Here is a 25,071-nt window from a genome sequence, read left to right as displayed (position 1 = left end):
CTGTCCGCAGCGGCCGGCCGTGGCTGCGCCGGCTTGTCTGGCCTTGAATCGATGAATATCCGTATTTTCTCGTGGCGTCGCATGTTGCGGACCGTGCTGCGAACAGGTGCCGCATTGCGTGAGCGGCTCAAGGCGCAGCTGTTGTGCCGCCTGTCGTTGCGCATGATCGAGCGGCTGGCGCTGATCGGCTGGTCGATGCATGGCGTCGTCGATGCGCGTGTGCGCTGGGCCGGCCTCGAACGGTGGGAAACCGGCCATCGTGTGTTGCAGCTGCCGGCATTGCAGCGACGCGACGTATTGATTGGCAAGCGCCTCGAAAGCCTGCTCGACCAACGGCTGCATTTCGGGCGGCAACGATACCGCACTGAAGCATGGCCCGATCTGCAAACGGCGGCCGCACAGCTTGCACAAGGCATTGCTAGCCTGAGAGCGCAGACGCCGCAGCGTCCGGTGATCGTTGCGCCTTTTCACTACGTGTCGCAATACGCGAACATCTACGTAATCGACGAACTGCGCAAGCTGCTCGGGCTTGCCTCGATCGGCGTCGTATCCGGCGTGCCGCGCAATCTGTACGGCAACGACGACGCGGTGATTCCCGCCATCGAGATCCTGCATACCAACAGCGGCGAGAACCGCAACGGCCTCGGGCTGCGCGTGGCGCGCTCGCTGCGCCGCAACGGTGTGGTCGTGCTGTTTGCCGATGTGCCGCCTTATACGTTTGCGCGCTTTCCGATGGAAACGGTGGGCGTCACGATGTTCGGGCGCGCGGCACGTATTCACCGTGGCGTGTTTCGTCTCGGCGCGCCGCTGAACGCATCGCTGTTGCCGTTCTATTTGCGCTTCGAGCGCGGGTGCTTCGGTGCACAGTTGTGCGAGCCGATTTCACTCGCTGCAGCCGATGCACCGCAACGGGTCGCGGATTGCATCGAGCGAGCGTTGACCGACAACTTCGCGCGCTCGCTGATTACCGGCCATCCATCGATCTACGCGTTTTCCGCGGCGCGCTGAGGTTGCGCTGGACGATGCTCCAGGGTCGGCTCGCGCTGCGCCTTCCATCATGCTTCTCAACTCTTTCCGGGCTTCACGCCGCCGTGCTGGCGGTTTTGCCTTACTGCAATGGATCCAACCAGTGTGCCCCAGTTTCGCGACGTTTCGTGGCGATGGATTGCGTACGCGACGTCGGGAATGCTCGTCGCGGCCGTGGTGTTCGCCTTCCACTACGAGATCGAAATCAAACAGGACGTGCCGTGCGAAATCGTGTCCTCGTCCGAAGTGAAGATTCGCGGCCTGAGCGGACTCGTGGTGTCGATCCACGCGCAACCCGGCGCGCGAGTCGCACAGGGCGCACCGCTGTTCAGGCTGCAGCGCGATTTGTCACTGGCAAGCGACGGCCGTCAGCGTTTCGATTTCGATATGCGTATGCGTGACGGGCAGATTGCGGCGGCCGATGCGCAACTGCTGCTGCGCGAGGCCCAGTTGCGCGCGCAATCAGATGGTGCACGTGCAACCGAAGCCAGCCGGCGCGCCGAGGTCGCCGCACTCGACGCGCAACTCGAGCAGAGCCGGGAATTGGCGCAGGGGGCCGGGCGCAAACTGATGCGGTTGCAATCCGCGGCTGCGTTCGTCACCGCGGACCGGATCGAGCAGGCGAGCGCCGAGCTGCACCAGGCAAAGGCAGCGGTTGCGCAAGGCATTGGGCGGCGCGCACAACTGGCGGGCGAAATCGACGCGCTGCGCAATTCTCGCGCCGACCTCGAAGCGCAACTGAAGGAACTCGGGGTACGCCATGCGCGCGATGTGCAGGACATCCGCTTGCGTTTTGAACAGGCGCGCCAGGATACGACGATTTCCGCGCCGAAAGCGGGCGTGGTGATGTTTTCGAGCCTCGTGCCTGGCCGCATGCTGGCGCCCGAAGACGTGGCGCTGGTAATCGCGACCGGCGACGCCCCGCGCTTGCGCGCGGCGCTGCGGATTGCGTCGCGCCGGCGTGGCTTCGTGCGCGTCGGCCAGACGGTGCGGCTCAAGTTCGATGCATTTCCGTACGCGAAATTCGGCACTTACGAGGCGCGTCTCGATGCGCTGTCGGATACGACCGTGGAAGCGCCCGCCGACACCGGTAACGCGCCGAAAGGCAAGGACAAGCCGGGCGGCGACAGCTATATGGCGTGGGCCACGCTGCGCGGCCATACCTTCGATTTCGACGGGCAGCGCTTCGACATTCTGCCGGGGATGAGCGCGACGGCGAGCATCGTCGTCGAACGCAGGACGATTGCCGAATGGGTGCTTGCGCCTTTGTTCCGCGTATTGAGGGGGTAGGCATGCGCACGATTTACCAGAACGAAGTGGCCGAATGCGGCTATGCTTGTCTTGCAATGGTGCTGTCCGATCTCGGACGCGCAACCGAAGTGCGCGAATTGTCGGCGTTCCGGCCGATTTCATCGAATGGGCTGACGTTGATGGATCTGTACGACATGGCCGTCGAATTCGGCCTGGCGGTGCAGGCCTATCGTTTCGACGCAGCCGATGTGATTTCGATCCGGCATGGTTCGATCCTGCATTTCGGCGGTGCGCATTTCGTCGTGTTCGACAAATGCGGGCGTGGCTATGTGCAGGTGATCGACCCGGCCACCGGCACAAGGCGCATCTCGATGGACACGTTTGTGATGAGCATTTCGGGCTACCTGCTCGAATGCTCTCCGACGCCGGCGATGCCGAGGATTCGCGCGAAATCCCGCATTCCGGCGGCGCTTGCGCGAGTGCGCGCGCTCAACCCGTTGCTCGGACAACAGCTTGCGAAGGTGCTGTTTATCGCGCTCGGCAGCCAGTTCGCGATTCTGGCGATGCCGTATCTCGGCAATCTGGTGCTCGACTATGTGGTGGCGGCGGACAATCTGAACCTGTTGAACGTGCTGGTGCTGACGTTCACCGGCATCTTCGTGAGCGGTGCGCTCAGCCAGTACGTGCAAGGCATGCTGGTCGAACTGCTCCACGGCCGCGCGCAGATCAACGCAACAGAAGGACTGCTCGGACATCTGCTGCGCAATCCGATGTCGTGGTTCGAAAAGCGGCATGTCGGCGACGTATTCGCGCGGGTGAAGGCTCAGGACGAGATCAGCGTGTTTGCCACGCGTACCGTCGTGACGCTTTGCATCGACATCACAGTCGGCCTGCTCGCGCTGGGTTTGATGCTGATGCAGAACCGGCGCCTCGCGCTGGTCGCGCTGGCGATGTTTGCCGGCTATGTTGCGATCGCTGCCGCGATGTTTGCGCGGATGCGTGACACACATGCACTGGTGGTCGAGCGCTCCGCGCACTGCGACGATGCGCTGATCGAAACCGTGCGCGCCGCTTCGCTGATCAAGCTCGCGCAGGAGGAAACGCGCCGTACCGCGCAGTTCATGACGAAGTACCGGGAATATGTTGCCGCGACGCTCGCCAGCGCGCGTCTTGCCAACAAGCGCGATGCGATTCTGAAACTGGTCAACTACGCGGATACGCTCGCGATTACCTGGTTCGCGGCGCGCCTGATGCTCGGCGGCGTGGTGTCGGTTGGGGTGTTCTATTCGTTTCTGATCTATAAGGCGTTGATGTCCGAGCGCTTCGCGCATGCGATCAATGCGGGCTTTGCGTACCTGATGCTGAGCGTGCCGGCCGCGCGCGTGGCCGATATCGTCGAGTGCGAGGGGGAGCGCTATACGCCGTTTGCGGACGCCCAGCGCGCCGCCGAAGTGCGCAGCTTCCGGCACATCAGCGTGCGCGACGTGACGTTCCGTTACGGCGTGTCCGACCAGCCGGTGCTCAAGGATGCGAGCTTCGACATCCGCAGCGGCGACAAGATCGCGATTATCGGCGCGTCGGGTAGCGGCAAGTCGACCCTGTTCAAACTGCTATCGGCAGCCGAGCCGCTGCAGCACGGGCGGATCACGCTGAACGGCATCGACTGGCACAACCTCGCCGTCGATGAAATCCGCCGCCACGCCGCGCATATGCGGCAGGGCGATCTGATCCTGCACGGCTCGATTGCCGACAACGTGTCGCTGTTTGCGGCGAGCCTCGACGAAACCCGTCTGCAGGAAACACTCGCTGCAGTCGGCCTGCTCGATGACGTGATGCGTTTGCCGATGCGCACGCGCACTGTCATCAGCGACACCATCGCGAACATCTCGGCTGGACAGCGGCAGCGCCTGCTGCTCGCGCGTGCGCTGTATCAGCAACGCAGCCTGCTGCTGCTCGACGAGCCGACCTCCAACCTCGATCCGGTGTCGGTCCGGCATATCGCTGCATTGTTGCAACGGCTTGACTGCACGGTGGTCGTGATCACGCACGACATGACGCTGGCATCCGCGTTCGATGTGCGCTACCAGTTGCGCGACGGCGCGCTGCTGCGCGAACCGGCTAACGCGGCGAACACTGCCACGGAGGCTTTACATGGCTAGGCTCCATACAGCGCTCGGTGCGCTGGCGGTTTGGCTTTGCGCCGGCGCCCATAGCGCCTGCGCTACGGATCTGCTGACGGTCGTGCAGCAGGCGGTCGATTACGACGCGAACGTCGCGCAAGCCCGTGCGTCGTACGATGCCGCGCGGCAAGCGGTGCCTGGCGCCCGAGCCGCGCTGCTGCCACAGCTGACGGGCGGCTGGGGGCGTGGCTACAACCGCATCGATACGGATGGGTTTCCGAGGTCGGATTACTGGCAAAGCGGCTGGAGCGTCAGCCTGACGCAGCCGCTGTTCGACTGGACGCGCTGGACCGCTTACCGTCGGGCGGACCTGATCGAGGCACGCGGCGCAGTCGAATTCGGCGGTGCACAGCAGACCTCGATCTTGCGCGCCGCCAAAGCGTATTTCGAAGCACTCGCAGCAGAAGACGAACTGCGCCGTATCGACGACTACCTTGCGGCGATCGACGCGCAATCCGCCCAGTTACAACGCCGGCGTGCGGCCGGCGAAGCGACGCTGATCGATGTGCGCGAAGCGCAAACGCTGCACGATGCAGTGATGTTGCAGCAGCGCACTGCGCAAAACGACCTGCGCATCAGGCGCCGCGCGCTCGAGCAGGTTACCGGGGCGCCGTTCGAAGCGCTCGCGCGGCTGAACGCCGCGACGAAGCTGCCGGCGGCGGCGCCCGCCGATCCGGACGCATGGGCCGAGCAGGCGCGCGAGCACGGCTTTAACGTGCAGCTGCGCCAGCTCGACTGGCAGATCGCGCAATACGATGTCAGCAAGGCACAAGCTGCGCACTATCCGGTGGCGGGCGTAACGGCCACCTATTCGCCGGCGGGCGCGGCGGCCGGATATGCAAGGCCGACCACCACCACTACCGCGATGCTGATGGTGACGATTCCGATCTACTCCGGCGGCGAGCTGCAGGCGAAAGTAAAGACCTCGACCGCGCTCGAAGAAAAGGCCCGCAACGGCCTGCTGGCCGCGCAGCGCGACGCGCAAGGCGCCGCGCGCGACAGCTTCGAGCGCTACGAGGCGGGGCGCGAGCGGATCGCCATGCAGCAGGACTTCGTCGAGACCAGCCGCGACACGCTGGCCGCGATCCAGGCCGGCTACAAGGTAAGCAGCCGCAGCAGCACCGACGTGCTGCGCGCGCTGAACGCGCTGTACGTCGCGCAGCGCGACCTGCGAGCCGCACGCTACGAGACGATCGTCGCACTGCTGCAGTTGAAAGCGGACACCGCCGCGCTGAACCTCGACGATATCGCGCGCCTCGGCACACTGCTGATGACTCAGCCGGATGCAACGTGAAGCACCTGACGCGCACGACGCACCTGACGTCCACATGACGCAACCTGACAAATAACGCGTCCTTGCACGCCTCACAAAGCCCTGCGCAGCCCCCGCGCCGATGCGGTAAGCTCGTGATTCGCCGCATCGCACGGCATCGACGGCCAAACGCACGGCACGCACACAACACCCACAACAGACTCAGGAGACGACATGCGCAAGCTCCGCTCGCAGAGCTGGTTCGGCAGGGACGACAAGGACGGTTTCATCCATCGCTCGTGGATGAAGAATCAAGGCATTCCGCACGACGAATTCGATGGCAGGCCGGTAATCGGCATCTGCAATACGTGGTCCGAACTCACACCATGCAACGCGCATTTCCGCGAACTTGCGGAATACGTGAAGCGCGGCGTGCGCGAAGCGGGCGGCCTGCCGCTCGAATTCCCGGTGATGTCGCTCGGCGAAACGCTTTTGCGGCCCACCGCGATGCTGTTTCGCAATCTCGCTTCGATGGACGTCGAGGAATCGATTCGCGGCAATCCGATCGACGGTGTGATCCTGCTGGTTGGCTGCGACAAGACCACGCCGGCGCTGCTGATGGGGGCGGCGTCGTGCAACCTGCCGTCGCTCGCGGTGTCGGGCGGGCCGATGCTGAACGGCCGCTTTCGCGGCGGCACGCTCGGCTCGGGCACTGGCGTGTGGCAGATGTCCGAGGAAGTGCGCGCCGGCACGATGACGCAGCAGGAATTCATCGAAGCCGAGTCGTGCATGAACCGCTCGCGCGGCCATTGCATGACGATGGGCACGGCGTCGACGATGGCTTCGATGGTCGAATCGCTCGGCATGGGTTTGCCGCACAACGCCGCGATTCCCGCGGTCGATGCGCGCCGTCAGGTGCTTGCGCATCTGGCCGGCCGGCGCATCGTCGACATGGTGCGCGACGACCTGACGATGGACAAGATCCTGACGCGTCAGGCATTTGAAAACGCGATCCGCACCAACGCGGCGATCGGCGGCTCGACCAATGCGGTGGTGCATCTGATTGCGCTCGCCAAACGCATCGGCGTCGAGTTGACGCTCGAAGACTGGGAGTTGGGTTCCGACGTGCCGTGTCTGGTGAACCTGCAGCCGTCCGGCGAGTTTCTGATGGAAGATTTCTACTACGCGGGCGGCTTGCCGGCCGTGCTGCGGCAACTCGGCGAACAGGGCCTGTTGCATCGCGATGCGCTGACAGTAAACGGCAGCACGATCTGGGACAACGTGCGCGACGCGGCCAACTACAACCAGCAGGTGATCACCACCTTCGCCGAGCCGTTCAAGCCGCACGCGGGCATTGCGGTGCTGAAGGGCAATCTCGCGCCGAACGGTGCGGTGATCAAGCCTTCCGCGGCCACGCCTGAATTGCTCAAGCATCGCGGCCGCGCGGTGGTGTTCGAAAACATCGAGGAACTGCACGCCAAAGTCGACGACGATGCGCTCGATATCGACGAGCACTGTGTGATGGTGCTAAAAGGCGCGGGGCCGAAGGGCTACCCGGGCTTTGCCGAAGTGGGCAACATGCCGCTGCCGAAGAAGGTGCTGCAAAAGGGCATTACCGACATGGTGCGGATTTCCGACGGACGCATGAGCGGCACCGCGTATGGCGCAGTGGTGCTGCACGTATCGCCGGAAGCGGCGGCGGGCGGTCCGCTTGCGCTGGTGCAGACCGGCGACATGATCGAACTCGACGTCGCGGCGCGGCGCCTGTATCTGGAAGTATCGGACGAGGAACTCGCACGCCGGCGCGCGGCATGGCAGGCACCGGAGTTACCGAAGCGCGGCTATTACCGGCTGTATGTCGAGCATGTGCTGCAGGCGGATCAGGGCGCGGACCTCGATTTCCTTGTCGGCGCGAGTGGCGCGGAGGTGCCGCGCGATTCTCACTGAGCGCGGTGCATTGATTTTGCGTTTTTGTGTCGAGTTCGCATTGAGCGCGCGCCGCATGCCGTAGCTGCGGCCGCGCGCTTGAGCGACACGGCAACGGCGAACCGCGCCTAAGCGCCGCCGATATCGAACGATTCCGCGTACGCGGCAGGATCGCTGCCGTCCCAGACTTTACCGTCGATCAGCGTTTGCGAGGCTGCGTCTCCCGGCACCGCAATGCCCATCGCGCCCGCCGCCTGCCGGTACAACTCAGTCTGATTGATCTGTGCGGCAAGTTGCGCATAGCCGTCACGGCTGTCAATCATGCGCCAGCGCCGGTATTGCGTGATGAACCACACGCCATCGGCCGGCCGCGGGTAGTTGACGCTGCCGCCTTCGAAAAACCGCACCGGCAGCCGCGGCGCTTGTGCTGGTTCGATCTCGCGTGCGAGCCGCGGCGCGATCAGCTCTGCCGGCACACCGAGGAATTCCGGCTGTGCCAGGCGCCGCGCAATTTCCGCGCGGTGCGTGTCGTCGTCGAGCCAGCGGCACGCTTCCAGCATCGTCCTCACCAGCGCCTGCGCGGTGTTCGGAAAGCGGCTGACGAAATCGCGCCGGCTGGCCAGCACTTTCTCCGGATGGTCCGGCCAGATCTCGCTGCTGTAAGCGATCGTCGTGCCGACGCCCTGGGCCTGTGCCACCGCATTCCACGGTTCGCCGACACACAGCCCGTCGAGCTTGTTCTGCGCCAGCGCATCGACCATCTGCGGCGGCGGAATCGCGACGCTGTCGATGTCGCGCAACGGATGCACGCGTTGCGCGGCGAGCCAGTAATACAGCCACATCGCGTGAGTGCCGGTCGGAAAGGTGTGCGCGAAGACCGGCTTGCGTTCGAGCGTCGCGAGCGCGGCAGGCAGCGTGCCGTGCGTGGTGAGCGCATCCGTGAGGCGCTGCGACAGCGTGATGGCCTGGCCGTTGCGGTTCAGCACCATCAGCACCGCCATATCGGTTTGCGGTCCGCCGAGGCCGAGCTGCACGCCATAGACGAGGCCGTACAGCGCATGCGCAGCGTCGAGATCGCCGGCAAGCAGCTTGTCGCGCAGGGCGGCCCACGAAGGCTGGCGCACCAGTTCGAGCGTGAGGCCGTGCGCGTGGCCGAATTCGTAGAGCTTCGCTGCGACCAGCGGCGCGGCGTCGCTCAACGCGACGTAGCCGAGCCGCAGATGCGTTTTTTCGAGCCGCTGTGCGGCATCCAGCCCACTGGTTTGTGCAGGTTGAGTCATATGCAGCCCATCATTCCGGCAAGCCCGCCGCCGCGACGATCTGCCGTGCGACGTCGACGAGTTTGATGCTCTGGTCCATCGCGCGCTTGCGCAAGCTTGCGTAGGCGGCGTGCTCGGTCAATTTGTGCCGTTCCATCAGTACGCGTTTGGCGCGGTCGATCAGCTTGCGTTCCGCGAGTTCGTTTTCCACCTGCGCCAGCCGCTCGCGCAGTTGCGATTCCTGCGCGAAGCGGGCGAGCGCGACTTCGAGAATCGGCGCGAGCCGCTCGGTGGCGAGTCCTTCGACCAGATACGCGGTGACGCCCGCGCCGACCGCGTCGCGAATCAGCTGCTGGTTTGCGTCGTTGCTGAACATCAGCACCGGGCGCGGCGCGGTGGCGTTCATCACCGCGAGCTGTTCGAGCGTATCGCGCGAAGGGGATTCGGTATCGATGATGATCACGTCGGGCCGTTCGCTCGCGACCGTCTCGTGCAATGCCTGCGGCGTTGCCGTGCCGGCCAGCATTTCATAGCCGAGCTGCGCGAGGGTTTCGCGCAGCTCGCCTATCGGCTTGTCGGTATCGGTGACGAGCAATACGCGCAGCATGGAGTTCCAGTTATCTTCGACAACACAGGTGGGGTTTGTTTTAGCCCGCGCTCAGCCGGTTAGCCGGCTAGCCGGTTAGCTGGTGACGACAGCGCTTTCGACGAGGCGCTTCAACTCCGGCACACACGATCCGCACACGGTGCCGCAGCCCAGCGTGGCCTTCAGTTCCAGCACCGTCGCGCCATTCGCGATCGCTTCGTTGATGTGCGACTCCTTCACCTGCTTGCAGCTGCACACCACGCGGTCGCGCACCGCCGGTTCGACGCGCAGCGCGGCAAATGCCGCAAAGCGCGGGCCGACCCACGGCTTCGCTTCGCGCAATTGTGCCAGCAATGCGGCGCCGTTGGCAGTGTCGCCGGCCAGCACGAAACCGTCGACCATGCTTTCGGTGCCGCGCGTGCACCAGATCACGCGTTTGTCGAGCTGGCGCCGTGCGTCGCGGTATTCGAGCGTGTGTTCTCCGGTCGGCAGGTCGAGCGCCGCGTATACGCGTTCGAGCCAGCCTTGCGGTGCGTTGCTGTGCGCGGCGCGCAGGGTCAGCAGGTCGTCGCCGTCGAGCGTCAGCGATGCGTACGCGCATTCCTTCAGCAACGGCTGGACTGCGGCGTGCAGCGCAAGCGCGTCGCCGCGCCGCGCCGCCATCATGCGCCACGGCAATTCGGCGCGTTCGACACGTATCGCGGCGTGCTTCAGCTCCGGCTGCGACGAATGCGGATCGACCGCGCCCAGCGTGGTTTCATTGATGCCGCCGCTCGAAACGAATTGTGCGTTCCAGTGCATCGCGGCAAATAGCGCGCCCGATTGCACGTCGTCGGACAATTGCAGCGGCAACACCAGCGCCCCGCGGCGGCTGATGACGCGCACCAGTTCGCCTTCTTTCAGGCCGCGCCGCGCGGCGTCGCCCGGATGCATCGACAGCGACGGCTCCGGTGCATGCGAAAACAGCTTGCCGACCCGCCCGGTGCGGCTCATGCCATGCCACTGGTCGCGCAGGCGGCCGGTGGTCAGGCAAAACGGGAAGCGCGGATTGACGTCGTCGGCAACCGGCAGGTAGCGCGTCGCATGAAAGCGCGCGCGGCCGTCGGCGGTGGCGAAGGTGCCATCCGTGTAGCGGCGTGCGGCGCCCGCTGCGGCGCCGGCCGGGTAGGGCCATTGCTGCGGGCCGGCCGTATCGAGCAGCGCGTAATCGATGCCGCCGATGTCGAGATCGCGGCCGGCCGTGAGCGTGCGATGTTCGTCGAACACGGCTTCGGTCGTGTCGAAATCGAACATCTGCGTTTCGCGGTTGAGCTTTTGCGCGATGCGACGCGCGACTTCATTCGCGATCCACCAGTCCGGTTTCGCTGCGCCGGCCGGTTCGACCGCGGCGCGCACGCGCGTGATGCGCCGCTCCGAGTTGGTCACCGTGCCGGTTTTTTCGCCCCATGTCGCGGCGGGCAGCAGCACGTCCGCGTATGGGACGGTGTCGGTCAGCGCGAACGCGTCCTGTACCACCACGAACTCGGCCGTATCGAGCGCGGCACGTACCTGCGCGATGTCCGGCATCGAATGTACGGGGTTCGTGCAGGCAATCCAGATGGCCTTGATCTTGCCGCTTTTCACCGCGTCGAACATCGCCACGGCGGGCAGGCCCGGTTTGGCCGACAGCCGCGACGCATCGGCCAGCCCCCACAGTTGCGCGACTTCGTCGCGATGCGCGGCATTGCCGATGTCGCGGTGGGCCGCCAGCATCGTCGCCATGCCGCCCACTTCGCGGCCGCCCATCGCGTTTGGCTGACCGGTCAGCGAAAACGGGCCCGCGCCCGGGCGGCCGATCTGTTGCGTGGCCAGATGCAGGTTGATCAGCGCGAGGTTCTTGTCGGTGCCGTGGCTCGACTGGTTCAGGCCCATGCAGTACAGCGACAACGCCGCCGGGCTCGCGCCGAACCATTCGGCAGCCTGCAGCAGATCGCGTTCCTCGATGCCGCACAACCCGGCCGCCATCGATGGTGTGAAATCGCGCACCAGTGCTTTCAGTTGCGCAAAACCGCTGGTGTGCGCATCGATATACGCACGGTCGATCAGCCCTTCCCAGATCAGGTGATGCAGCATGCCGTTGAACAGCGCGACGTCGGTGCCCGGCTGGATCGCCAGATGCAGGTCGGCCATTGCGGCGGTGTCGGTGCGGCGCGGGTCGACCACGATCCAGCGGATCGCCGGGTTGGCCGCCTTCGCGGCTTCGAGCCGGCGGTACAGGACCGGATGGGCCCACGCCATATTGCTGCCGGCAAACAGCACGGTCTGCGCCTGTTCGAGGTCTTCGTAGCAGGTGGGCGGGCCGTCCGCGCCGAGCGCCATCTTGTACGCAGTGACCGCGCTCGACATGCACAGCCGCGAATTCGTATCGATGTTGTTGGTGCCGATCAGGCCTTTGGCGAGCTTGTTGAAGACGTAATAGTCTTCGGTCAGCAACTGGCCGGATACGTAGAACGCAACCGCATCCGGCCCATGCTGTTCGATGATCTCCGCAAAGCGCGTGGCGACCGTGTCGAGCGCGCTCGGCCACGACACCGCGCGGCGCGCTTCGCCGCGTGCGGTGCGCAGTTCCGGCTGCAGCGCGCGGCCGGTTACGCTGCGTGCGCTATCGGCGAGCGCCATGCCCTTGCTGCACAGCTTGCCGAAATTCGCCGGATGGTCAGGGTCGCCCTGAACACCGGTAATGCGTCCGTCTTCCGCTTCGATCAGCACGCCGCAGCCGACGCCGCAGTAACAGCAGGTGGAACGGGTGACGGTCTTCATCGTGCCTCCGTACGGCGAACTAGCTTAGCGACAGGTACACGGTGCCGTCTTCGTCGACGCGCACCGGAAAGTGGCGCGCACAACCGACGTCGGGCGCTTTCGCCTCGCCGCTTGCGAGGTCGATATTCCACGCATGCAGCGGGCAGGTGACGCTGTTGCCGTGCACGATGCCCTGCGACAGCGAGCCGCCTTTATGCGGGCAGCGGTCGAGCAGCGCGAACACGTCGTCCTGCGCAGTGCGGAAAATCGCGATGTTGCCGTCCGGATGTTCGAGCACGCGGCTGCCCAGCGGCGGAATGTCGGCGACGGTGCAGATGCGCGTCCACGCGCGGGTGACTTGCATATCCATGTTCATGTCCTCGTAGAGCGCGTCAAGCCACGATTTTCAGCGGGATGTATTCGTTCTTCTGCGTGCCGCCGATGCGTGCTTCCCACGGGTCGGGCAGGCCTTCGAGCGAATACAGCAGACGTTCGTACAACGCCTTGCGGTTGGCCGCGTCTTCCACCACTTTCTGCTTCACGTAGTCGAGGCCGACGCGCGCGATGTAATGCACGCTGCGGTCGAGGTAGTACGCTTCCTCGCGATACAGCTGCAGGAACGCGCCGCTGTATTCCATCACCTCTTCGGCGGTCTTCACCTTGACGAGGAATTGCGCGACTTCGGTCTTGATGCCGCCGTTGCCGCCGACGTACAGTTCCCAGCCGCTATCCACCGCGATCACGCCGACGTCCTTGATGCCGGCTTCCGCGCAGTTGCGCGGGCAACCCGACACCGCGAGCTTGACCTTGTGCGGCGCCCACATGTTGGCGAGCATCGTTTCCAGATCGATACCCATCTGCGTGCTGTTCTGCGTGCCGAAGCGGCAGAACTCGCTGCCTACGCAGGTCTTCACGGTGCGGATCGACTTGCCGTAGCCGTGGCCCGACTTCATGCCGAGGTCTTTCCATACGTGCGGCAGGTCTTCCTTCTTCACACCGAGCAGGTCGATACGCTGGCCGCCGGTCACCTTGACCATCGGGATGTTGTACTTGTCGGCCACATCCGCGATACGGCGCAGCTCCGATGCATTGGTCACGCCGCCCTTCATCTGCGGGATCACCGAGAAGGTGTTGTCCTTCTGGATGTTCGCGTGCACGCGTTCGTTGACGAAACGGCTTTGCGGATCGTCCACCGCTTCGCGCGGCCACGTCGACAACATGTAGTAGTTGATCGCCGGGCGGCACACTGCGCAGCCGTTCGGCGTGCGCCATTCGAGGAAATCGTAGACCGCGCGGTGCGTCAGCAGATGATGATCGCGGATCGCCTTGCGTACGTCGCCATGCGGGTGATCGGTGCAGCCGCACATCGGCTTGGTCTTCGGCGTTTCCTGGAAGCTCGAACCGACCGTGCTCATCAGGATCTGCTCGACGAGGCCGGTGCACGAGCCGCATGAGCTCGAAGCCTTGGTGTGCTTCTTCACGTCGTCGAGCGTGAACAGGCCCTTCTCGGTGATCGCCTTGACGATGGTGCCCTTGCATACGCCGTTGCAGCCGCACACTTCGTCGCTGTCGGCCATCGCGGCCGCGCGGCTTTGGCCTTGTACGCCCGCATCGCCGACGCTCGATTCGCCGAACATGATGTGATCGCGCAGTTCGCCGAGCTTGCGGCCTTCGCGCAGCAGCTTGAAGTACCACGCGCCGTCGGCGGTGTCGCCGTACAGGCACGCGCCGACCAATTGGTCGTCCTTGATCACGAGCTTCTTGTAGACGCCGCCCGCCGGATCCGACAGCACGATTTCCTCGGTGCCTTCGGCGCCCATGAAGTCGCCCGCCGAGAACAGGTCGATGCCGGTCACTTTCAGTTTGGTCGACAGCACCGAGCCCTTGTAGCTGCCGATGCCCATCAGCGCGAGGTGGTTCGCACACACCTTGGCCTGTTCGAACAGCGGCGCGACGAGGCCGTACGCGATGCCGCGGTGGCTCACGCATTCGCCCACTGCGTAGACGCGCGGATCGTAGGTCTGCAATGCATCGCTGACCACGATGCCGCGGTTGCAATAGAGGCCCGCGGCTTCGGCCAGCGCCGTGTTCGGGCGGATGCCGGCGGCCATCACGACGAGGTCGGCGGCCACCGTTGCGCCATCGGCAAAGCGCACGCCGGCGACTTCGCCCGCGTCGTTGCCGATGATTTCCGAGGTCGCCTTGTTGAGCATGAACGTCAGGCCGCGCGCTTCCAGCGAACGCTGCAGCAGCTTGCCCGCAGTCGCGTCGAGTTGCCGTTCGAGCAGCGTGTCGGCGAGGTGCACCACGCTCACTTCCATGCCGCGCAGCTTGAGGCCGTTGGCTGCTTCGAGGCCGAGCAGGCCGCCGCCGATCACCACGGCATGACGCTTCACCGCGGCGGCGTCGATCATCGCCTGGGTGTCGTAGATGTCGCGATAGCTGATCACGCCTTTCAGCTTGTTGCCCGGCACCGGCAGGATGAACGGCGTCGAGCCGGTGGCGATCAGCAGGCGGTCGTAGGGCGCTTCGGTGCCGTCGGCGGCGATCACCTTGCGGCGCACGCGGTCGATGCGCTCGACGGTCTTGCCCAGATGCAGTGTGATGTCGTTCTGCTCGTACCAGTCGAGCGGATTGAGCACGATGTCGTTGAAGTTCTGTTCGCCGGCCAGCACCGGCGACAGCAGGATACGGTTGTAGTTCGGGTGCGGCTCGGCGCCGAATACGGTGATGTCGTAGTGGCCGGGTGCGATCGTCAGCAGTTCTTCGAGGGTCCGGATGCCGGCCATGCCGTTGCCGATCACGACGAGTCGGGGTTTGCTCATGATGTTCGTGTGCCGTTGTGTCTCGAACCGGGTAGGTGACCCGATGCGACGAACGTCGAACGCCATTGCCCGACCAGAGTCAGCGCGCACCCGGTGGTGCGGCGGCGCTGCCATTGTGTGCTGCGCGGCGCCTGCCTTCGGTAGGAGTGCTCGCGCCGGATGCTGCCTGCGCCCTTGCAGGTAGCGCCTCGTTTAAAGCAACCTGCATGCCATCCGGCAGCAATCGTGCAAAGCCTTGCTGCGTAAGGCTCGGCGCGGATACGAATGAGGCTTCGTATTGCACCGCAGCAGTGCGTGCCGCGGGCCGCTGCACTGATTTAGCGCGGCGGTGTGCACGGGCGGCGCGCGGCGCAATTTTTTTCGGCGCGGCGGAATGAATGGCGACGATCGGACGTTCTGCAAAGGGATGTGCCGTAAATCATGCGCTACGGGCGCGCTACACAAGTAGATGGAACCAGACTGGATTGAAATTGCCGCGAGCCATGGCCAGAGCTTCACCGGCTATGCTGCAAGACCCGCGCAACATGGTGCGCCGGGCATCGTATTGCTACACGACGTGTTTGGCATCGACGAGCATGTGAAGGCGCTCGCGAGGCGCTATGCCGAAGAGGGATACCTGGTGGTGGTGCCGGATCTGTACTGGCGGCTTGTCGCGGCGGATGCGCCTGATGCGCCTGATGCGCCTGATGCGCCTGATGCTGGCCGCGATCGCGGCGGGTACGGCGATCGCGATGGTGCCGGCGGCCGCGGCATCGCCCCGGCCACGGCGCGCGACTACGACCGCCGCCTCGACGTCGAACTCGCGATCGACGACATCAACGCGACCTTCGAGGCACTGCGCAACGAATCGGCGCACGCCGGCAAGGTTGGCGTGCTCGGTTACGGCCTGGGCGGCAAGCTTGCGTTTCTGGCGGCCGCGCGCACCGACGTCGATTGCGCGGTGGCCTATAGCGGCCCGGGCTTCGAAACCTACCTGCGCGAAGCGCGCGCGGTGCGCTGCCCGCTGGCGCTGCATGTGGGGCGCCGCGACGACCTGCAACCGCCGAAGACGCGGCACCAGATTGCGTCGGCGTTCGAATATCAGCAGGGCGTGGTGGTGTACACGTACGGCAGCAGCGAGCGCTTTAACGTGCCGGGGCCTGGGTACGACCACAACGCGGCGAGTCTTGCCTACTCGCGCTCGCTCGCGTTGCTGAAAAAGACCATGGGCCCGATGTTCGCGATCGAGCGCGTGTGGAAGCGGCACGCGTATCACAAGTACGTGACGCGCGACTTCGATGCGCTGATGGACACGATGGTGTCCGACCCATACTTCAACGACGTGCCGACCATGACCGGCGGCGTCGGCCGCGAATCGCTGGAGCGCTTCTATAGCGAGCATTTCATCAATTCGATGCCGGCCGATGCGCATATGCTGCCGGTGTCGCGCACGGTGGGCGTCGACCGGCTGGTCGACGAGTTCGTGATGTGCTGCACGCACGACGTCGAGATGCACTGGATGCTGCCAGGCGTCGCGCCGACCGGCCGCTACTTCGAAGTGGCGATGCTGGCAGTGGTGCGCTTTCGCGGCGAGCGGATCGACAGCGTGCACGCGTATTGGGATCAGGCGTCGGTGCTGGTGCAGATCGGCATGCTCGATCCAGCCGGCTTGCCGGTGACCGGCGTCGAGTCGGCGCGCCGCGTGCTCGACTTTACGCATGGCAACGGTACGCTGATGCCGGGGTTGAGCGGCGGCGGGCTTGATCGGCCTGCGTGATTTGGCTCGCATGAGTCGGCCTGCGTGATTTGGCTCGCCTGAGTCGGCCCGCCTGAGTCGGCCCACATGAGCCGCCGCCCGGCGGCCGCGCGCTAGCGCCGGCCGCTGCGTCGTTTCAGCCAGTGCTCTCGGCAGTACGCTTGTTCAACTCACGCGATGCGGCGAGCGGAATGCGCGCGTCGTCCCACGTCGCGAGCCACTCGATCTCCTTCGACGTGAAGACCTGGCCGTAATTGCGCAGCGCGTACTGCAGCGAATCGATGATGTGGTTGCGGATGATCTCGGGCGTGCGTGTGTCGTCGAGCACGGAGCGAAACGCTTCGAGCGTAGCCATCGGATTGCCTCGGGAAAACGTGAACGTCGGAACCGTGGTGTTATCGCACGTCAAAAAAAGCCGCGGCAAGCGGACAAAATAGTTCGACGTGCACGGGGCGTGGTGCGACAGGGACCACGTGAAGCCGCCGTTTAGCGCGCATGACTCATTGCCGAGGCGCAGTCGCCAGTGCAGTCGCCTGTGCCGGCCACCATGCCCAGCCGCGCGCGGACCGGCGCAATTCGACCACCGTAAGCGGCGCAATCTCGATGTGCGCGAAGGCGGCGGACGTAGCGTGCAACGTATGAACGATCGCCGCGCGCATCACGGCCGCATGGGTGATAGCGATCACGGTGCGATCGGATGCGCGACCTTGTGCCTCATCGGGCGCGGCAAAACCGTCGAGCCATGCGCCGACGCGTGCCAACACCGCATCGAAAGATTCCCCGCCTGGCGGCGCGGCGGCAGGATCGCGCAGCCATGCTTCGAGCACGTGACAGGCATGCGGTGCCTGCGATGCTTCAGCGGCGAGTTCAGCGAGCCGTCGGCCGCGCCAGGCACCGTAGTCGGTCTCTGCAAGCGCATCGCAAACGGTGGCAGCGAGCCCGAGGGCGGCTGCTGTCTCACGCGCGCAGGCCGCAGGGCTCGTCAGCGCCGCGCTGCTGCCGCGCGCGAGGTCTGCGGCCTGCGCATACGCGGCAGCGGCAGCGTGGCCGCGCGCGTCGAGCCCTTCGTCGGGGCCGGCAAACCTGCCGCTGCGCTGCGCCGCGGTCGGCGCATGGCTCACCAGCAACAGACGTGTCTGCATTTTTCCTTTCCGTTGAAACGCGCAGTGCGCATGAGCCACGCCCCTTCTGGCGCGGCACAGTTTAACGCGTAGAATAAGCGCAATCCGAAGCGCGGAAGCCGGTGCAAGTCCGGCGCGGTCGCGCCACTGTAATCGGCCACCCGGTATGGTCCTGGTGTGGCCCGTAAGTCAGACCCAGCTTCGTCACCTTTCCCTTTATCGCTAGCGGGGCGCGCATCCCCAAGGAGATCTCCGTCATGACCGACACCGTACTCAAGCCGCTCGACGCTCTCGAGCCCGCCGCCGCGCCCACGCCGATTCCGCTGCGCGAGCTGCTGCCATGGGTCGTGTTCGGCGGCTTGCTGTTGCTGCTGGTGCTGTATTTCGTCGGTGCCGAAGAGGGCGCCACCTCGCTGATCCCGGGCATGTACGTGCATGAGTTCGTGCACGACGGCCGTCACCTGCTCGGCTTCCCCTGCCACTGAACCGGAGCGGAACATGGTAGGTAAATTGCTGGTGCGCGGCATGCTGGCAGGCATCGCCGCGGGGCTCATCACGTTCGCGTTTGCCCGCGTGGTGGGCGAGCCGCAAGTCGATCAGGCGATCTCGTTCGAAGAGAAAGCGGACGCGGCGAAAGAGGCCGCTGAAGGCCACGCGCACGAACATGAAGAAGAACTGGTGAGCCGTCCGACCCAGGCGGGGCTGGGGTTGCTGACCGGCGTTCTCGCGTACGGCGCGGCGATCGGCGGCTTGTTCGCGCTGACTTTTGCGTACCTTCACGGCCGGGCCGGCCGTGTCAGCGCGCGTGCGCTGTCGGCCTTGCTCGCGCTAGGCGCATTCGTCGCAATCGCAATCGTGCCGGCGCTCAAGTATCCGCCGAATCCGCCGTCGGTCGGCGACCCTGAAACGATCGGCTATCGCACCGGCCTGTACTTTCTGATGATCGCGATTTCGCTGACTGCGCTGGTGTTTTCAATGAAGGTGCGGCGCCATGCGGCGGCGCGCCTCGGTGCGTGGAACGGCTCGATTGCGGCGGGCGTGCTGTTCGTTGCGATCATCGCGGCCGTGCAGATTGGCCTGCCGGACATCAACGAAGTGCCGGCCGCGTTCCCGGCCGTCGTGCTGTGGAAATTCCGGGTCGCGGCGCTCGGCATGCAGACGCTGCTGTGGGGCGTGCTTGGGTTGCTGTTCGGCGCGCTCGTCGAACGGATGCAACGCGTGCAGCGCGGCGCACGGGCGCCGGGGCGCCTCGCGGGTTGAAGCGCGCGTAGCAGCGGGCAAGTCCCGCGGATCCGATCTGCGAAGCAACGACCTGATCCGCGAACCCATTTCCTCTACGCAGCCGGTGCGACATGCGCGCGCCGGCTGCCATCAAGCGGTGCGAGCGGCAGCTCGCCCACCATCTGCAGAAAGCGCGCAAGACACGGATTGCGATTTGCGTGCGACCACACCAGCACCTGCGAAACCGTCGGCGCATCCGCGAGCGGCTTGAATACCACGCCCGCCAACTGCGCGCGGCGCATCGATGCCGGCACCAGCGCCACGCCCGCACCCTCGTCGACGAGGCTTAGCACGGTCTGCTGCAAGCGCACTTCGAAGCGCACGTCCGGCTCGAACCCGGCCTCACGGCAATGGCCGGCGATGGTTTCGTGCAGGCCCGGACCGACTTCCTTGCTGGCGATCACGAACGGTTCCTGCGCCAGTTGCGCGGCGTGCAGCTTGCGCTGCCGTGCGAGCGCATGCGTACGCGGCAGCGCCACGCACAACGGCTCGACCAGCACGGTGCGCTCGGTCAGGCCGCGTGGCGGCGCATCGGCCAGCATGATCGCCGCATCGACCTGGGCGTTCTGCACCTGTGGGCCAAGATCGTTCGACACGATTTCGCGCAGGTTCAGCGTGACGTCCGGAAAAGCCGTGCTGTAAGCGCGCGCGAAGGTGGGCAGCACGCTATACGCGGCGCACATCGTAAAACCGATCGTCAGTTCGCCGCGCTCGCCGAACGACGCGGCGCGCGCATGGTGGCCGGCCTGGTCGAGCGCGGCGAGGATCGCCTTGGCATCGGTGTAGAAACGCTCGCCGGCAGCGGTCAGCGTGACGCTGCGTGGTGTGCGCTCGATCAGCCTGACGCCCAGCGACGCCTCGAGCGCGGCCAGTTGGCGCGACAGCGGCGGCTGCGACAGATGCAGACGCGCTGCGGCACGGCCGAAATGGCGTGTTTCGGCAAGCGCGACGAAATAGCGGAGCGGTTTGACGTCGATCATGATGCAAAAAAAGTATTGTTGGCGGCTTCAATCAGCATTGGATTGTATCGCTGCTAACGTTTACCCTGAGGTGCACTTCACCAGACCCACTCGCCGCGATGCTGTCCACGCTTGAAATCCTGCTGCCCGTTTTTGCACTGATTCTGGCCGGCTTCTTCAGCCGCCGGCGCAATCTGCTCGGTCCGAGCGCCGCTTCCGAACTGAACCGCTTCGTCGTCTGGCTCGCGCTGCCTGCGTTGCTGTTCGATACGATGGCGCACTCCACGTGGCAGCAACTGGACCAGCCGGGCTTCGTCGCGACCTTCTCGCTCGCGTGCGCGGGCATCTTCGTGCTGGTGCTGATCGGGCGGATGCTGCGCGGCCGTCATCTGGCCGATGCGAGTATCGATGCGATTGCCGCGTCGTACCCGAACACCGGCTACATCGGCTTTCCGCTCGGCATGCTCGCGTACGGCAAGGCCAGCCTGACGCCGACCACCATCGCGACGATCATCGTCGCGTGCGTGCTGTTTGCGGTGGCGATCGTGCTGATCGAAATCGGCCTGCAAAGCGAGCGCGCGCCGCACAAGCTCGGGCTGAAAGTGCTGAAGGCGCTGGCGAAGAATCCGCTGATCGTGTCGCCGATTCTGGGCGCGCTGGTCGCGAGTGCGCACACGGCGTTGCCGCAGAGCGTGGAGACTTTCCTGAAGCTGCTCGGCGGCGCGGCGAGCCCGTGCGCGCTGGTGAGCCTCGGTCTCTTTCTCGCGGAGAAGCGGCCGGCCGGCAACGGGCGTGCGACCTCGGTGGTGTTCACTGTGGTCAAGCTGGTGGCGCAGCCGGCGCTGGCGTGGTGGATGGCGGCGCATGTGTTTGCGCTGCCTACGCTCGAGGTCGACATGGCTGTGCTGCTCGCGGCGTTGCCCACCGGTACCGGTCCTTACATGCTCGCCGAGTTCTATGAGCGCGAAGCGCATGTGACGTCGCAAACCATTCTGTTTTCGACGATCGCGTCGCTCGTTACGCTGTCGGTGTTGCTGATGTTCATGCAGCGGCATGGCGTGTAGGCGCGCCGGCAAATGCGGCTGATGACGTGGTGCGCCCGCTGCGGGGGCGCCGACGCACGTCGTGGGTAGCGACACTCGCTAGCCGAATCGTTCTGCCCGATACGGGCGCGCATCGGTGAACGGCTCGGCGCCGGTCATCAGTTCCGCCAGTAGCCGGCCGGTGACCGGCCCGAGTGTCAGTCCGTGATGGTTGTGGCCGAACGCAAACCATAAGCCGCGATGGCGCGGCGCAGGGCCGATCACAGGCCGCATATCGGGTGTGCACGGCCGCATGCCGAGCCACGGTTGCGCATCGACGCGCTCGCCGATGCCGAAGGTTGCGCGCGCAAGCGGTTCGACGCGCGCGAGCTGGATGCCGGTAGGCGGCGCGCCGCGTTTTGCGAGCTCGGCGCCGGTGGTCACGCGCAAGCGGTTGCCTTGCATCGGCGCCACCACATAGCCGCGTTCCGTATCGATGACCGGCACCGACAGCATCGTGCGGGTCGGACGGTAGTGCATGTGATAGCCGCGCTTCGCACGCAGCGCGATGCGATAGCCGAGCGGTGCGAACACCATGTCGGACCACGGGCCGAGCGCGACTACGACCTCGCGGGCCGCGATGCGTCCGGATGCGGTTTGCACGCTCCATGCATCGTGTTCTGCGCGCAGCGTGGTTGCATCGCCGTTGACGAATACGCCGCCGTTGCTTTCGAACAGGCGCGCATAGCTTTTGACTAGCATGCCGGGGTCGCGCACGCTCTTCGGGTCGCGCCAATGCAGCGCGCCGCACAGGCCCGTGCCGATGCCGGGCTCCCGTGCTTGCAGCGCGGCGGCATCGAGCGCTTCGACGTGCAGGCCCTGGTCGCGCACGGCGGCTTGTGCCAGTGCGAGATCGGCATCGAACGCGCGCTGCGTGCGGAACACTTCGATCCAGCCGCCGTCGTGCACCAGATCCGCTGCGCCCGCGCGTGCGATCAGCGCATCGTGTTCGGCGACGCATGCGCGGATGAGCGGCAGCATGTCGCGCGCGGCGGCTGCGTGCCGCTGCGGCGCGGATTCCCACCAGTAGCGCGCGAGCCATGACGCGTATGACGGTAGTGCGCGATAGTCCCAGTAAAGTTCCGGGCACTGGTTACGCGCATAGCGCAGCAGTGTGCTGAATTTGCGTGGAAAGGCGTACGGCACGACCGACGAGCGCTCGATCAGCCCAGCATTGCCGAAGCTGGTTTCTTCGCCGGGTCCGCGCCGGTCGAGCAGCGCGACGCGTTTGCCGCGGTCCTGCAGATGCAGCGCCGAACACACACCGATGATGCCGGCGCCTAACACGATGACGTCGAAGTCCATCCGCGTTCTCTGTTTGTTGGGGTGCAGGCATGGACTGCACGTTGTTGTGCGGGCGGGTGACCGCGCGGATGCGGCGATGGTGCGCGCGAGCATCACGAATTGATGATTATAGGGGCGCGGGGTTGGGGCGAATCGTGCGACGACGAGCGTTGTCGGGAGCTCGATCATTTTCAGAGTTTTCGTATGCGTTTTGAGCACCGGTTTTACGGCAAGCCATGCGAACATCGCATGAGCGACACCATCGTGTCTTTCTCGATTCTGGATATCGCCTGGAGCACAACATGCCAATGAATGCGCGCGCGACCGACTTTGCACAAATCACGGCCGAGCATCGCGCCGGACGGCAATTGATTCCACACGACGTGGTGAGTCGTGTCGTTGACGGTGCAACGCCCGCACGTGCATGGCGCGAACACCTTGGTTTCACGCAAGCGGAAATGGCCAGGCGACTTGGCGTCACCGAGGCGGCTTATGCACAGCTGGAAAATGTCGTTGCGCTGTCGGAACGCTCACGCAAAAGTATTGCCGCTGCGCTTGGCACGACGCCCGGGCAATTGAACTTTTAGTCAACGATCTTGCTACCTGTGGAGCCCACGCAGGCGCCTCGACTCAGATTTCCTCCACCCCCGACACCTCAATCACCAGATCGCTTTGCGCGATCGCCACGCACGGCAGGATGTAGCCTTCGGCTTTTTCCTCCGCGCTGACGCCTGGCCATTCGATCTGATAGCTCACGCGCCCGTCGAGCATCTTGCACAGGCAGGTGCGGCACGTACCGTTGCGGCACATGCGCGGCAGACGCAGGCCCGCGAAGCTTGCTGCTTCAAGCAGCGTCAGCGAATCGGCCGCTTCGAACGAGCGGCCGAGCGGCTGGACATGCACGGTGTAGGTTGCATCAGGCTCGAGCATGGCAATCGATTCAATCGGGTGACGGAAAGCAAAAAAAGCAAACTGAAAACCTGCAAGCAGAACAGCGATAGTAACCGAGCCGCTTGCCGCGCGTGCCTCGGCTTATGCAGCCTTCTGTGCGACAGCCTGCGCAATCACGTCGCCAATCTGCCGCGCGAGCCCATCCATTTGTGCGGCATCCACTGCACCGTAACCGAGTACGAGGCCGTTGTAGCCGCGCTCGGTTCCGGGCAGGCAGAAACGCGACAACGGCCGCAGCACGAGGCCATTGATGCGCCCGATGCGGCTCACTTCGGTATCGGCCACCGGCGCGTCCAGCCGTGCCGATAGATGCATGCCGCCGGCTCCGCCAGAGACTGTCACAAGGCCGCGCAGATTGCGCTCGAGCGCGTCCTGCAACGCGGCGCGCCGCTCGCCGTAGAGCCGCCGCATTCTGCGCAGATGCCGCGTGAAATGTCCCGCCTCGATAAAGTCGGCCAGCGCGAGCTGCTCCGCAACGCGCCCGCGCAATGCCAGTGCGCCCGCAGTGCGGCGCAGAACCGGCGCGAGTGCGGGCGGCACCACCATAAAACCGATGCGCAGCGCCGGAAACATCACCTTGCTGAAGGTGCCGAGGTAGATCACCGGCGCGTCGTCGGTCAAGCCCTGCACGGCCGGGAGCGGCGCGCCCTGATGGCGGAATTCGCTGTCGTAGTCGTCCTCGATGATCCACGCGCCCGCGGCTCGCGCATTGGCCAGCAGCGCGAGCCGCCGCTCGACGCTCATCACCGCGCCCAGCGGGTACTGATGCGACGGCGTGATGTAGATGAGCCGCGGCGGCGCGTCGCGCCAAAGCTGCGGGCCCGGTGCGAGGCCGTCCGCATCGACGGGCACCGGCACCAGCCGCAGGTCGGCTGCGGCGAGCGCGTGCCGCGCGCCGTTGTAGCCGGGATTCTCGATCCACGCAACGTCGCCCGCATCGGCGAGCGTGCGTGCGCATAGATCGAGACCGTCTTGCGTGCCATCGGTGATGAACACGTGGCTGGCATCGCAGCGCACGCCGCGTGACACACGCAGATATTCGGCGATGGCTCGCCGCAGCGTCGCGTTGCCTTCCACCGGCATATAGCCGAGCTGACCCGGCGTCGCGTCGCGCCACGCGCGCTCGACGCAGCGGCGCCATTGCGCGAGCGGGAATTCGTCGAGCGCCGGGCTGCCGGCCAGAAACGGCAGCGGGTCGTTCAAGCCGTCGGCCGGCCGCTCGATGCGCGCCACGCGCCGCGACAGTGCGGGCGCGGGCGCAGGCACTGTGCCGCCGCGCGTGGCCGGCGCCTCGCGCACGCCGACACGCGCGACCGTCGTGCCTTGCCGCGTGCTGCAAATGAAGCCTTCCGCAGCGAGCCGTTCGTACGCGTACAACGCTGAATTGCGCGCAATGCCGAGTTCGTCGGCGAGCGCGCGCGTGGCGAGCAGGCGCGTGCCCGGTTCGAGCCGGCTGCCGAGAATCGCGTCGCGCAGACAGGTATAGAGCCGTTGTTGCTGCGACATCCGCGCGTAGGCATCGGGGCCGATCTGATGCGCAAAGCGCGACAGCAGCGCACTGTAGTCCAAGCGTGG

At 65.4% G+C, this 25,071-nt stretch carries 21 protein-coding genes and 1 riboswitch; of the genes, 10 read left to right on the top strand and 11 right to left on the bottom strand.

Annotated features, from left to right (window positions below):
* Positions 1 to 51 precede the first annotated feature (51 nt).
* From ACYVNQ_RS15610 to ACYVNQ_RS15590, 5 genes are all read left to right on the top strand, one after another.
* Positions 52 to 1,008, top strand: a complete 957-nt coding sequence (locus ACYVNQ_RS15610) for a hypothetical protein (protein WP_460903403.1) — start codon at positions 52 to 54, stop codon at positions 1,006 to 1,008.
* A 123-nt stretch (positions 1,009 to 1,131) separates the two neighbouring features.
* On the top strand, positions 1,132 to 2,316 hold the full coding sequence (locus tag ACYVNQ_RS15605; protein WP_460903402.1) for an HlyD family efflux transporter periplasmic adaptor subunit: 1,185 nt from the start codon (positions 1,132 to 1,134) through the stop codon (positions 2,314 to 2,316).
* Between the two features lie 2 nt (positions 2,317 to 2,318).
* A complete protein-coding gene (locus tag ACYVNQ_RS15600) occupies positions 2,319 to 4,436 on the top strand; it encodes a peptidase domain-containing ABC transporter (protein ID WP_460903401.1) in 2,118 nt (705 codons plus the stop codon).
* Positions 4,429 to 5,751, top strand: coding sequence for a TolC family outer membrane protein (locus ACYVNQ_RS15595; RefSeq protein ID WP_460903400.1), 1,323 nt, complete (start codon positions 4,429 to 4,431; stop codon positions 5,749 to 5,751). Before ACYVNQ_RS15600 ends, ACYVNQ_RS15595 begins: the two co-directional genes overlap by 8 nt.
* 192 nt (positions 5,752 to 5,943) lie before the next feature.
* Positions 5,944 to 7,656, top strand: coding sequence for an IlvD/Edd family dehydratase (locus ACYVNQ_RS15590; protein ID WP_460903399.1), 1,713 nt, complete (start codon positions 5,944 to 5,946; stop codon positions 7,654 to 7,656).
* Between the two features lie 107 nt (positions 7,657 to 7,763).
* Here ACYVNQ_RS15590 and ACYVNQ_RS15585 read toward each other — a convergent pair whose 3' ends face one another.
* The 5 genes from ACYVNQ_RS15585 to nirB all read right to left on the bottom strand — a co-directional run bounded on the left by ACYVNQ_RS15585 (position 7,764) and on the right by nirB (position 15,083).
* Positions 7,764 to 8,915, bottom strand: a complete 1,152-nt coding sequence (locus tag ACYVNQ_RS15585) for a CmpA/NrtA family ABC transporter substrate-binding protein (protein ID WP_460903398.1) — start codon at positions 8,913 to 8,915, stop codon at positions 7,764 to 7,766.
* A gap of 10 nt (positions 8,916 to 8,925) precedes the next feature.
* Positions 8,926 to 9,501, bottom strand: coding sequence for an ANTAR domain-containing response regulator (locus ACYVNQ_RS15580; protein ID WP_460903397.1), 576 nt, complete (start codon positions 9,499 to 9,501; stop codon positions 8,926 to 8,928).
* 75 nt (positions 9,502 to 9,576) lie between these two features.
* Complete coding sequence (locus ACYVNQ_RS15575) at positions 9,577 to 12,279, bottom strand: nitrate reductase (protein ID WP_460903396.1); 2,703 nt, start codon at positions 12,277 to 12,279, stop codon at positions 9,577 to 9,579.
* A 19-nt stretch (positions 12,280 to 12,298) separates the two neighbouring features.
* Positions 12,299 to 12,622: a nitrite reductase small subunit NirD gene (nirD, locus tag ACYVNQ_RS15570; protein ID WP_460903597.1), complete on the bottom strand. Its 324-nt coding sequence runs from the start codon at positions 12,620 to 12,622 to the stop codon at positions 12,299 to 12,301.
* 28 nt (positions 12,623 to 12,650) lie between these two features.
* Complete coding sequence (nirB, locus tag ACYVNQ_RS15565; protein WP_460903395.1) at positions 12,651 to 15,083, bottom strand: nitrite reductase large subunit NirB; 2,433 nt, start codon at positions 15,081 to 15,083, stop codon at positions 12,651 to 12,653.
* Between the two features lie 448 nt (positions 15,084 to 15,531).
* Between nirB and ACYVNQ_RS15560 the strand changes: the two genes are divergently transcribed.
* A complete protein-coding gene (locus ACYVNQ_RS15560; protein WP_460903394.1) occupies positions 15,532 to 16,839 on the top strand; it encodes a dienelactone hydrolase family protein in 1,308 nt (435 codons plus the stop codon).
* 115 nt (positions 16,840 to 16,954) lie between these two features.
* On the opposite strand, the gene ACYVNQ_RS15555 is transcribed toward ACYVNQ_RS15560, so the two are convergent.
* On the bottom strand, positions 16,955 to 17,173 hold the full coding sequence (locus ACYVNQ_RS15555) for a hypothetical protein (RefSeq protein ID WP_460903393.1): 219 nt from the start codon (positions 17,171 to 17,173) through the stop codon (positions 16,955 to 16,957).
* Between the two features lie 145 nt (positions 17,174 to 17,318).
* The gene (locus tag ACYVNQ_RS15550; RefSeq protein WP_460903392.1) at positions 17,319 to 17,960 is read right to left on the bottom strand and encodes a histidine phosphatase family protein; all 642 of its coding nucleotides are present in this window, start codon (positions 17,958 to 17,960) and stop codon (positions 17,319 to 17,321) included.
* A 40-nt stretch (positions 17,961 to 18,000) separates the two neighbouring features.
* Positions 18,001 to 18,157: riboswitch (cobalamin riboswitch) on the top strand.
* Positions 18,158 to 18,196: 39 nt separating this feature from the next.
* Between ACYVNQ_RS15550 and ACYVNQ_RS15545 the strand changes: the two genes are divergently transcribed.
* Entirely contained in the window at positions 18,197 to 18,424 is a 228-nt protein-coding gene (locus ACYVNQ_RS15545) for a CbtB domain-containing protein (RefSeq protein ID WP_460903391.1), read from the top strand.
* Between the two features lie 13 nt (positions 18,425 to 18,437).
* Positions 18,438 to 19,199, top strand: coding sequence for a CbtA family protein (locus ACYVNQ_RS15540; protein WP_460903390.1), 762 nt, complete (start codon positions 18,438 to 18,440; stop codon positions 19,197 to 19,199).
* A gap of 74 nt (positions 19,200 to 19,273) precedes the next feature.
* On the opposite strand, the gene ACYVNQ_RS15535 is transcribed toward ACYVNQ_RS15540, so the two are convergent.
* Positions 19,274 to 20,200 carry a LysR family transcriptional regulator gene (locus ACYVNQ_RS15535; RefSeq protein WP_460903389.1) on the bottom strand — a complete coding sequence of 309 codons (927 nt, stop codon included), beginning with the start codon at positions 20,198 to 20,200 and terminating at the stop codon, positions 19,274 to 19,276.
* A gap of 98 nt (positions 20,201 to 20,298) precedes the next feature.
* Between ACYVNQ_RS15535 and ACYVNQ_RS15530 the strand changes: the two genes are divergently transcribed.
* A complete protein-coding gene (locus tag ACYVNQ_RS15530) occupies positions 20,299 to 21,243 on the top strand; it encodes an AEC family transporter (RefSeq protein ID WP_460903388.1) in 945 nt (314 codons plus the stop codon).
* A gap of 78 nt (positions 21,244 to 21,321) precedes the next feature.
* Here ACYVNQ_RS15530 and ACYVNQ_RS15525 read toward each other — a convergent pair whose 3' ends face one another.
* Positions 21,322 to 22,566 (bottom strand): NAD(P)/FAD-dependent oxidoreductase, encoded by a 1,245-nt coding sequence (locus ACYVNQ_RS15525; RefSeq protein ID WP_460903387.1) that lies wholly within the window; start codon positions 22,564 to 22,566, stop codon positions 21,322 to 21,324.
* A 281-nt stretch (positions 22,567 to 22,847) separates the two neighbouring features.
* Between ACYVNQ_RS15525 and ACYVNQ_RS15520 the strand changes: the two genes are divergently transcribed.
* Positions 22,848 to 23,132: a helix-turn-helix domain-containing protein gene (locus ACYVNQ_RS15520; RefSeq protein ID WP_460903386.1), complete on the top strand. Its 285-nt coding sequence runs from the start codon at positions 22,848 to 22,850 to the stop codon at positions 23,130 to 23,132.
* A gap of 43 nt (positions 23,133 to 23,175) precedes the next feature.
* Here ACYVNQ_RS15520 and ACYVNQ_RS15515 read toward each other — a convergent pair whose 3' ends face one another.
* The gene (locus tag ACYVNQ_RS15515; RefSeq protein ID WP_460903385.1) at positions 23,176 to 23,475 is read right to left on the bottom strand and encodes a 2Fe-2S iron-sulfur cluster-binding protein; all 300 of its coding nucleotides are present in this window, start codon (positions 23,473 to 23,475) and stop codon (positions 23,176 to 23,178) included.
* A gap of 102 nt (positions 23,476 to 23,577) precedes the next feature.
* Entirely contained in the window at positions 23,578 to 25,065 is a 1,488-nt protein-coding gene (gene pdxR, locus ACYVNQ_RS15510; RefSeq protein ID WP_460903384.1) for a MocR-like pyridoxine biosynthesis transcription factor PdxR, read from the bottom strand.
* Positions 25,066 to 25,071: the final 6 nt, after the last annotated feature.

Source organism: Paraburkholderia jirisanensis (assembly GCF_054782355.1).
The sequence above is the reverse complement of the archived record's forward strand: the minus strand, read 5'-3'. Positions and strand labels throughout refer to the sequence as shown.

Bases quoted from the DNA above. Each gene is read 5' to 3' on its own strand.
- ACYVNQ_RS15560 (WP_460903394.1), top strand. From the start codon at position 15,532: ATGGAACCAGACTGGATTGAAATTGCCGCGAGCCATGGCCAGAGCTTC.
- nirD (WP_460903597.1), bottom strand. From the start codon at position 12,622: ATGCAAGTCACCCGCGCGTGGACGCGCATCTGCACCGTCGCCGACATT.
- ACYVNQ_RS15595 (WP_460903400.1), top strand. From the start codon at position 4,429: ATGGCTAGGCTCCATACAGCGCTCGGTGCGCTGGCGGTTTGGCTTTGC.
- ACYVNQ_RS15530 (WP_460903388.1), top strand. From the start codon at position 20,299: ATGCTGTCCACGCTTGAAATCCTGCTGCCCGTTTTTGCACTGATTCTG.
- ACYVNQ_RS15540 (WP_460903390.1), top strand. From the start codon at position 18,438: ATGGTAGGTAAATTGCTGGTGCGCGGCATGCTGGCAGGCATCGCCGCG.
- nirB (WP_460903395.1), bottom strand. From the start codon at position 15,083: ATGAGCAAACCCCGACTCGTCGTGATCGGCAACGGCATGGCCGGCATC.
- ACYVNQ_RS15515 (WP_460903385.1), bottom strand. From the start codon at position 23,475: ATGCTCGAGCCTGATGCAACCTACACCGTGCATGTCCAGCCGCTCGGC.
- ACYVNQ_RS15520 (WP_460903386.1), top strand. From the start codon at position 22,848: ATGCCAATGAATGCGCGCGCGACCGACTTTGCACAAATCACGGCCGAG.
- ACYVNQ_RS15610 (WP_460903403.1), top strand. From the start codon at position 52: ATGAATATCCGTATTTTCTCGTGGCGTCGCATGTTGCGGACCGTGCTG.
- ACYVNQ_RS15550 (WP_460903392.1), bottom strand. From the start codon at position 17,960: ATGCAGACACGTCTGTTGCTGGTGAGCCATGCGCCGACCGCGGCGCAG.
- ACYVNQ_RS15545 (WP_460903391.1), top strand. From the start codon at position 18,197: ATGACCGACACCGTACTCAAGCCGCTCGACGCTCTCGAGCCCGCCGCC.
- ACYVNQ_RS15525 (WP_460903387.1), bottom strand. From the start codon at position 22,566: ATGGACTTCGACGTCATCGTGTTAGGCGCCGGCATCATCGGTGTGTGT.
- ACYVNQ_RS15585 (WP_460903398.1), bottom strand. From the start codon at position 8,915: ATGACTCAACCTGCACAAACCAGTGGGCTGGATGCCGCACAGCGGCTC.
- ACYVNQ_RS15600 (WP_460903401.1), top strand. From the start codon at position 2,319: ATGCGCACGATTTACCAGAACGAAGTGGCCGAATGCGGCTATGCTTGT.
- ACYVNQ_RS15535 (WP_460903389.1), bottom strand. From the start codon at position 20,200: ATGATCGACGTCAAACCGCTCCGCTATTTCGTCGCGCTTGCCGAAACA.
- ACYVNQ_RS15580 (WP_460903397.1), bottom strand. From the start codon at position 9,501: ATGCTGCGCGTATTGCTCGTCACCGATACCGACAAGCCGATAGGCGAG.
- ACYVNQ_RS15590 (WP_460903399.1), top strand. From the start codon at position 5,944: ATGCGCAAGCTCCGCTCGCAGAGCTGGTTCGGCAGGGACGACAAGGAC.
- ACYVNQ_RS15555 (WP_460903393.1), bottom strand. From the start codon at position 17,173: ATGGCTACGCTCGAAGCGTTTCGCTCCGTGCTCGACGACACACGCACG.
- ACYVNQ_RS15575 (WP_460903396.1), bottom strand. From the start codon at position 12,279: ATGAAGACCGTCACCCGTTCCACCTGCTGTTACTGCGGCGTCGGCTGC.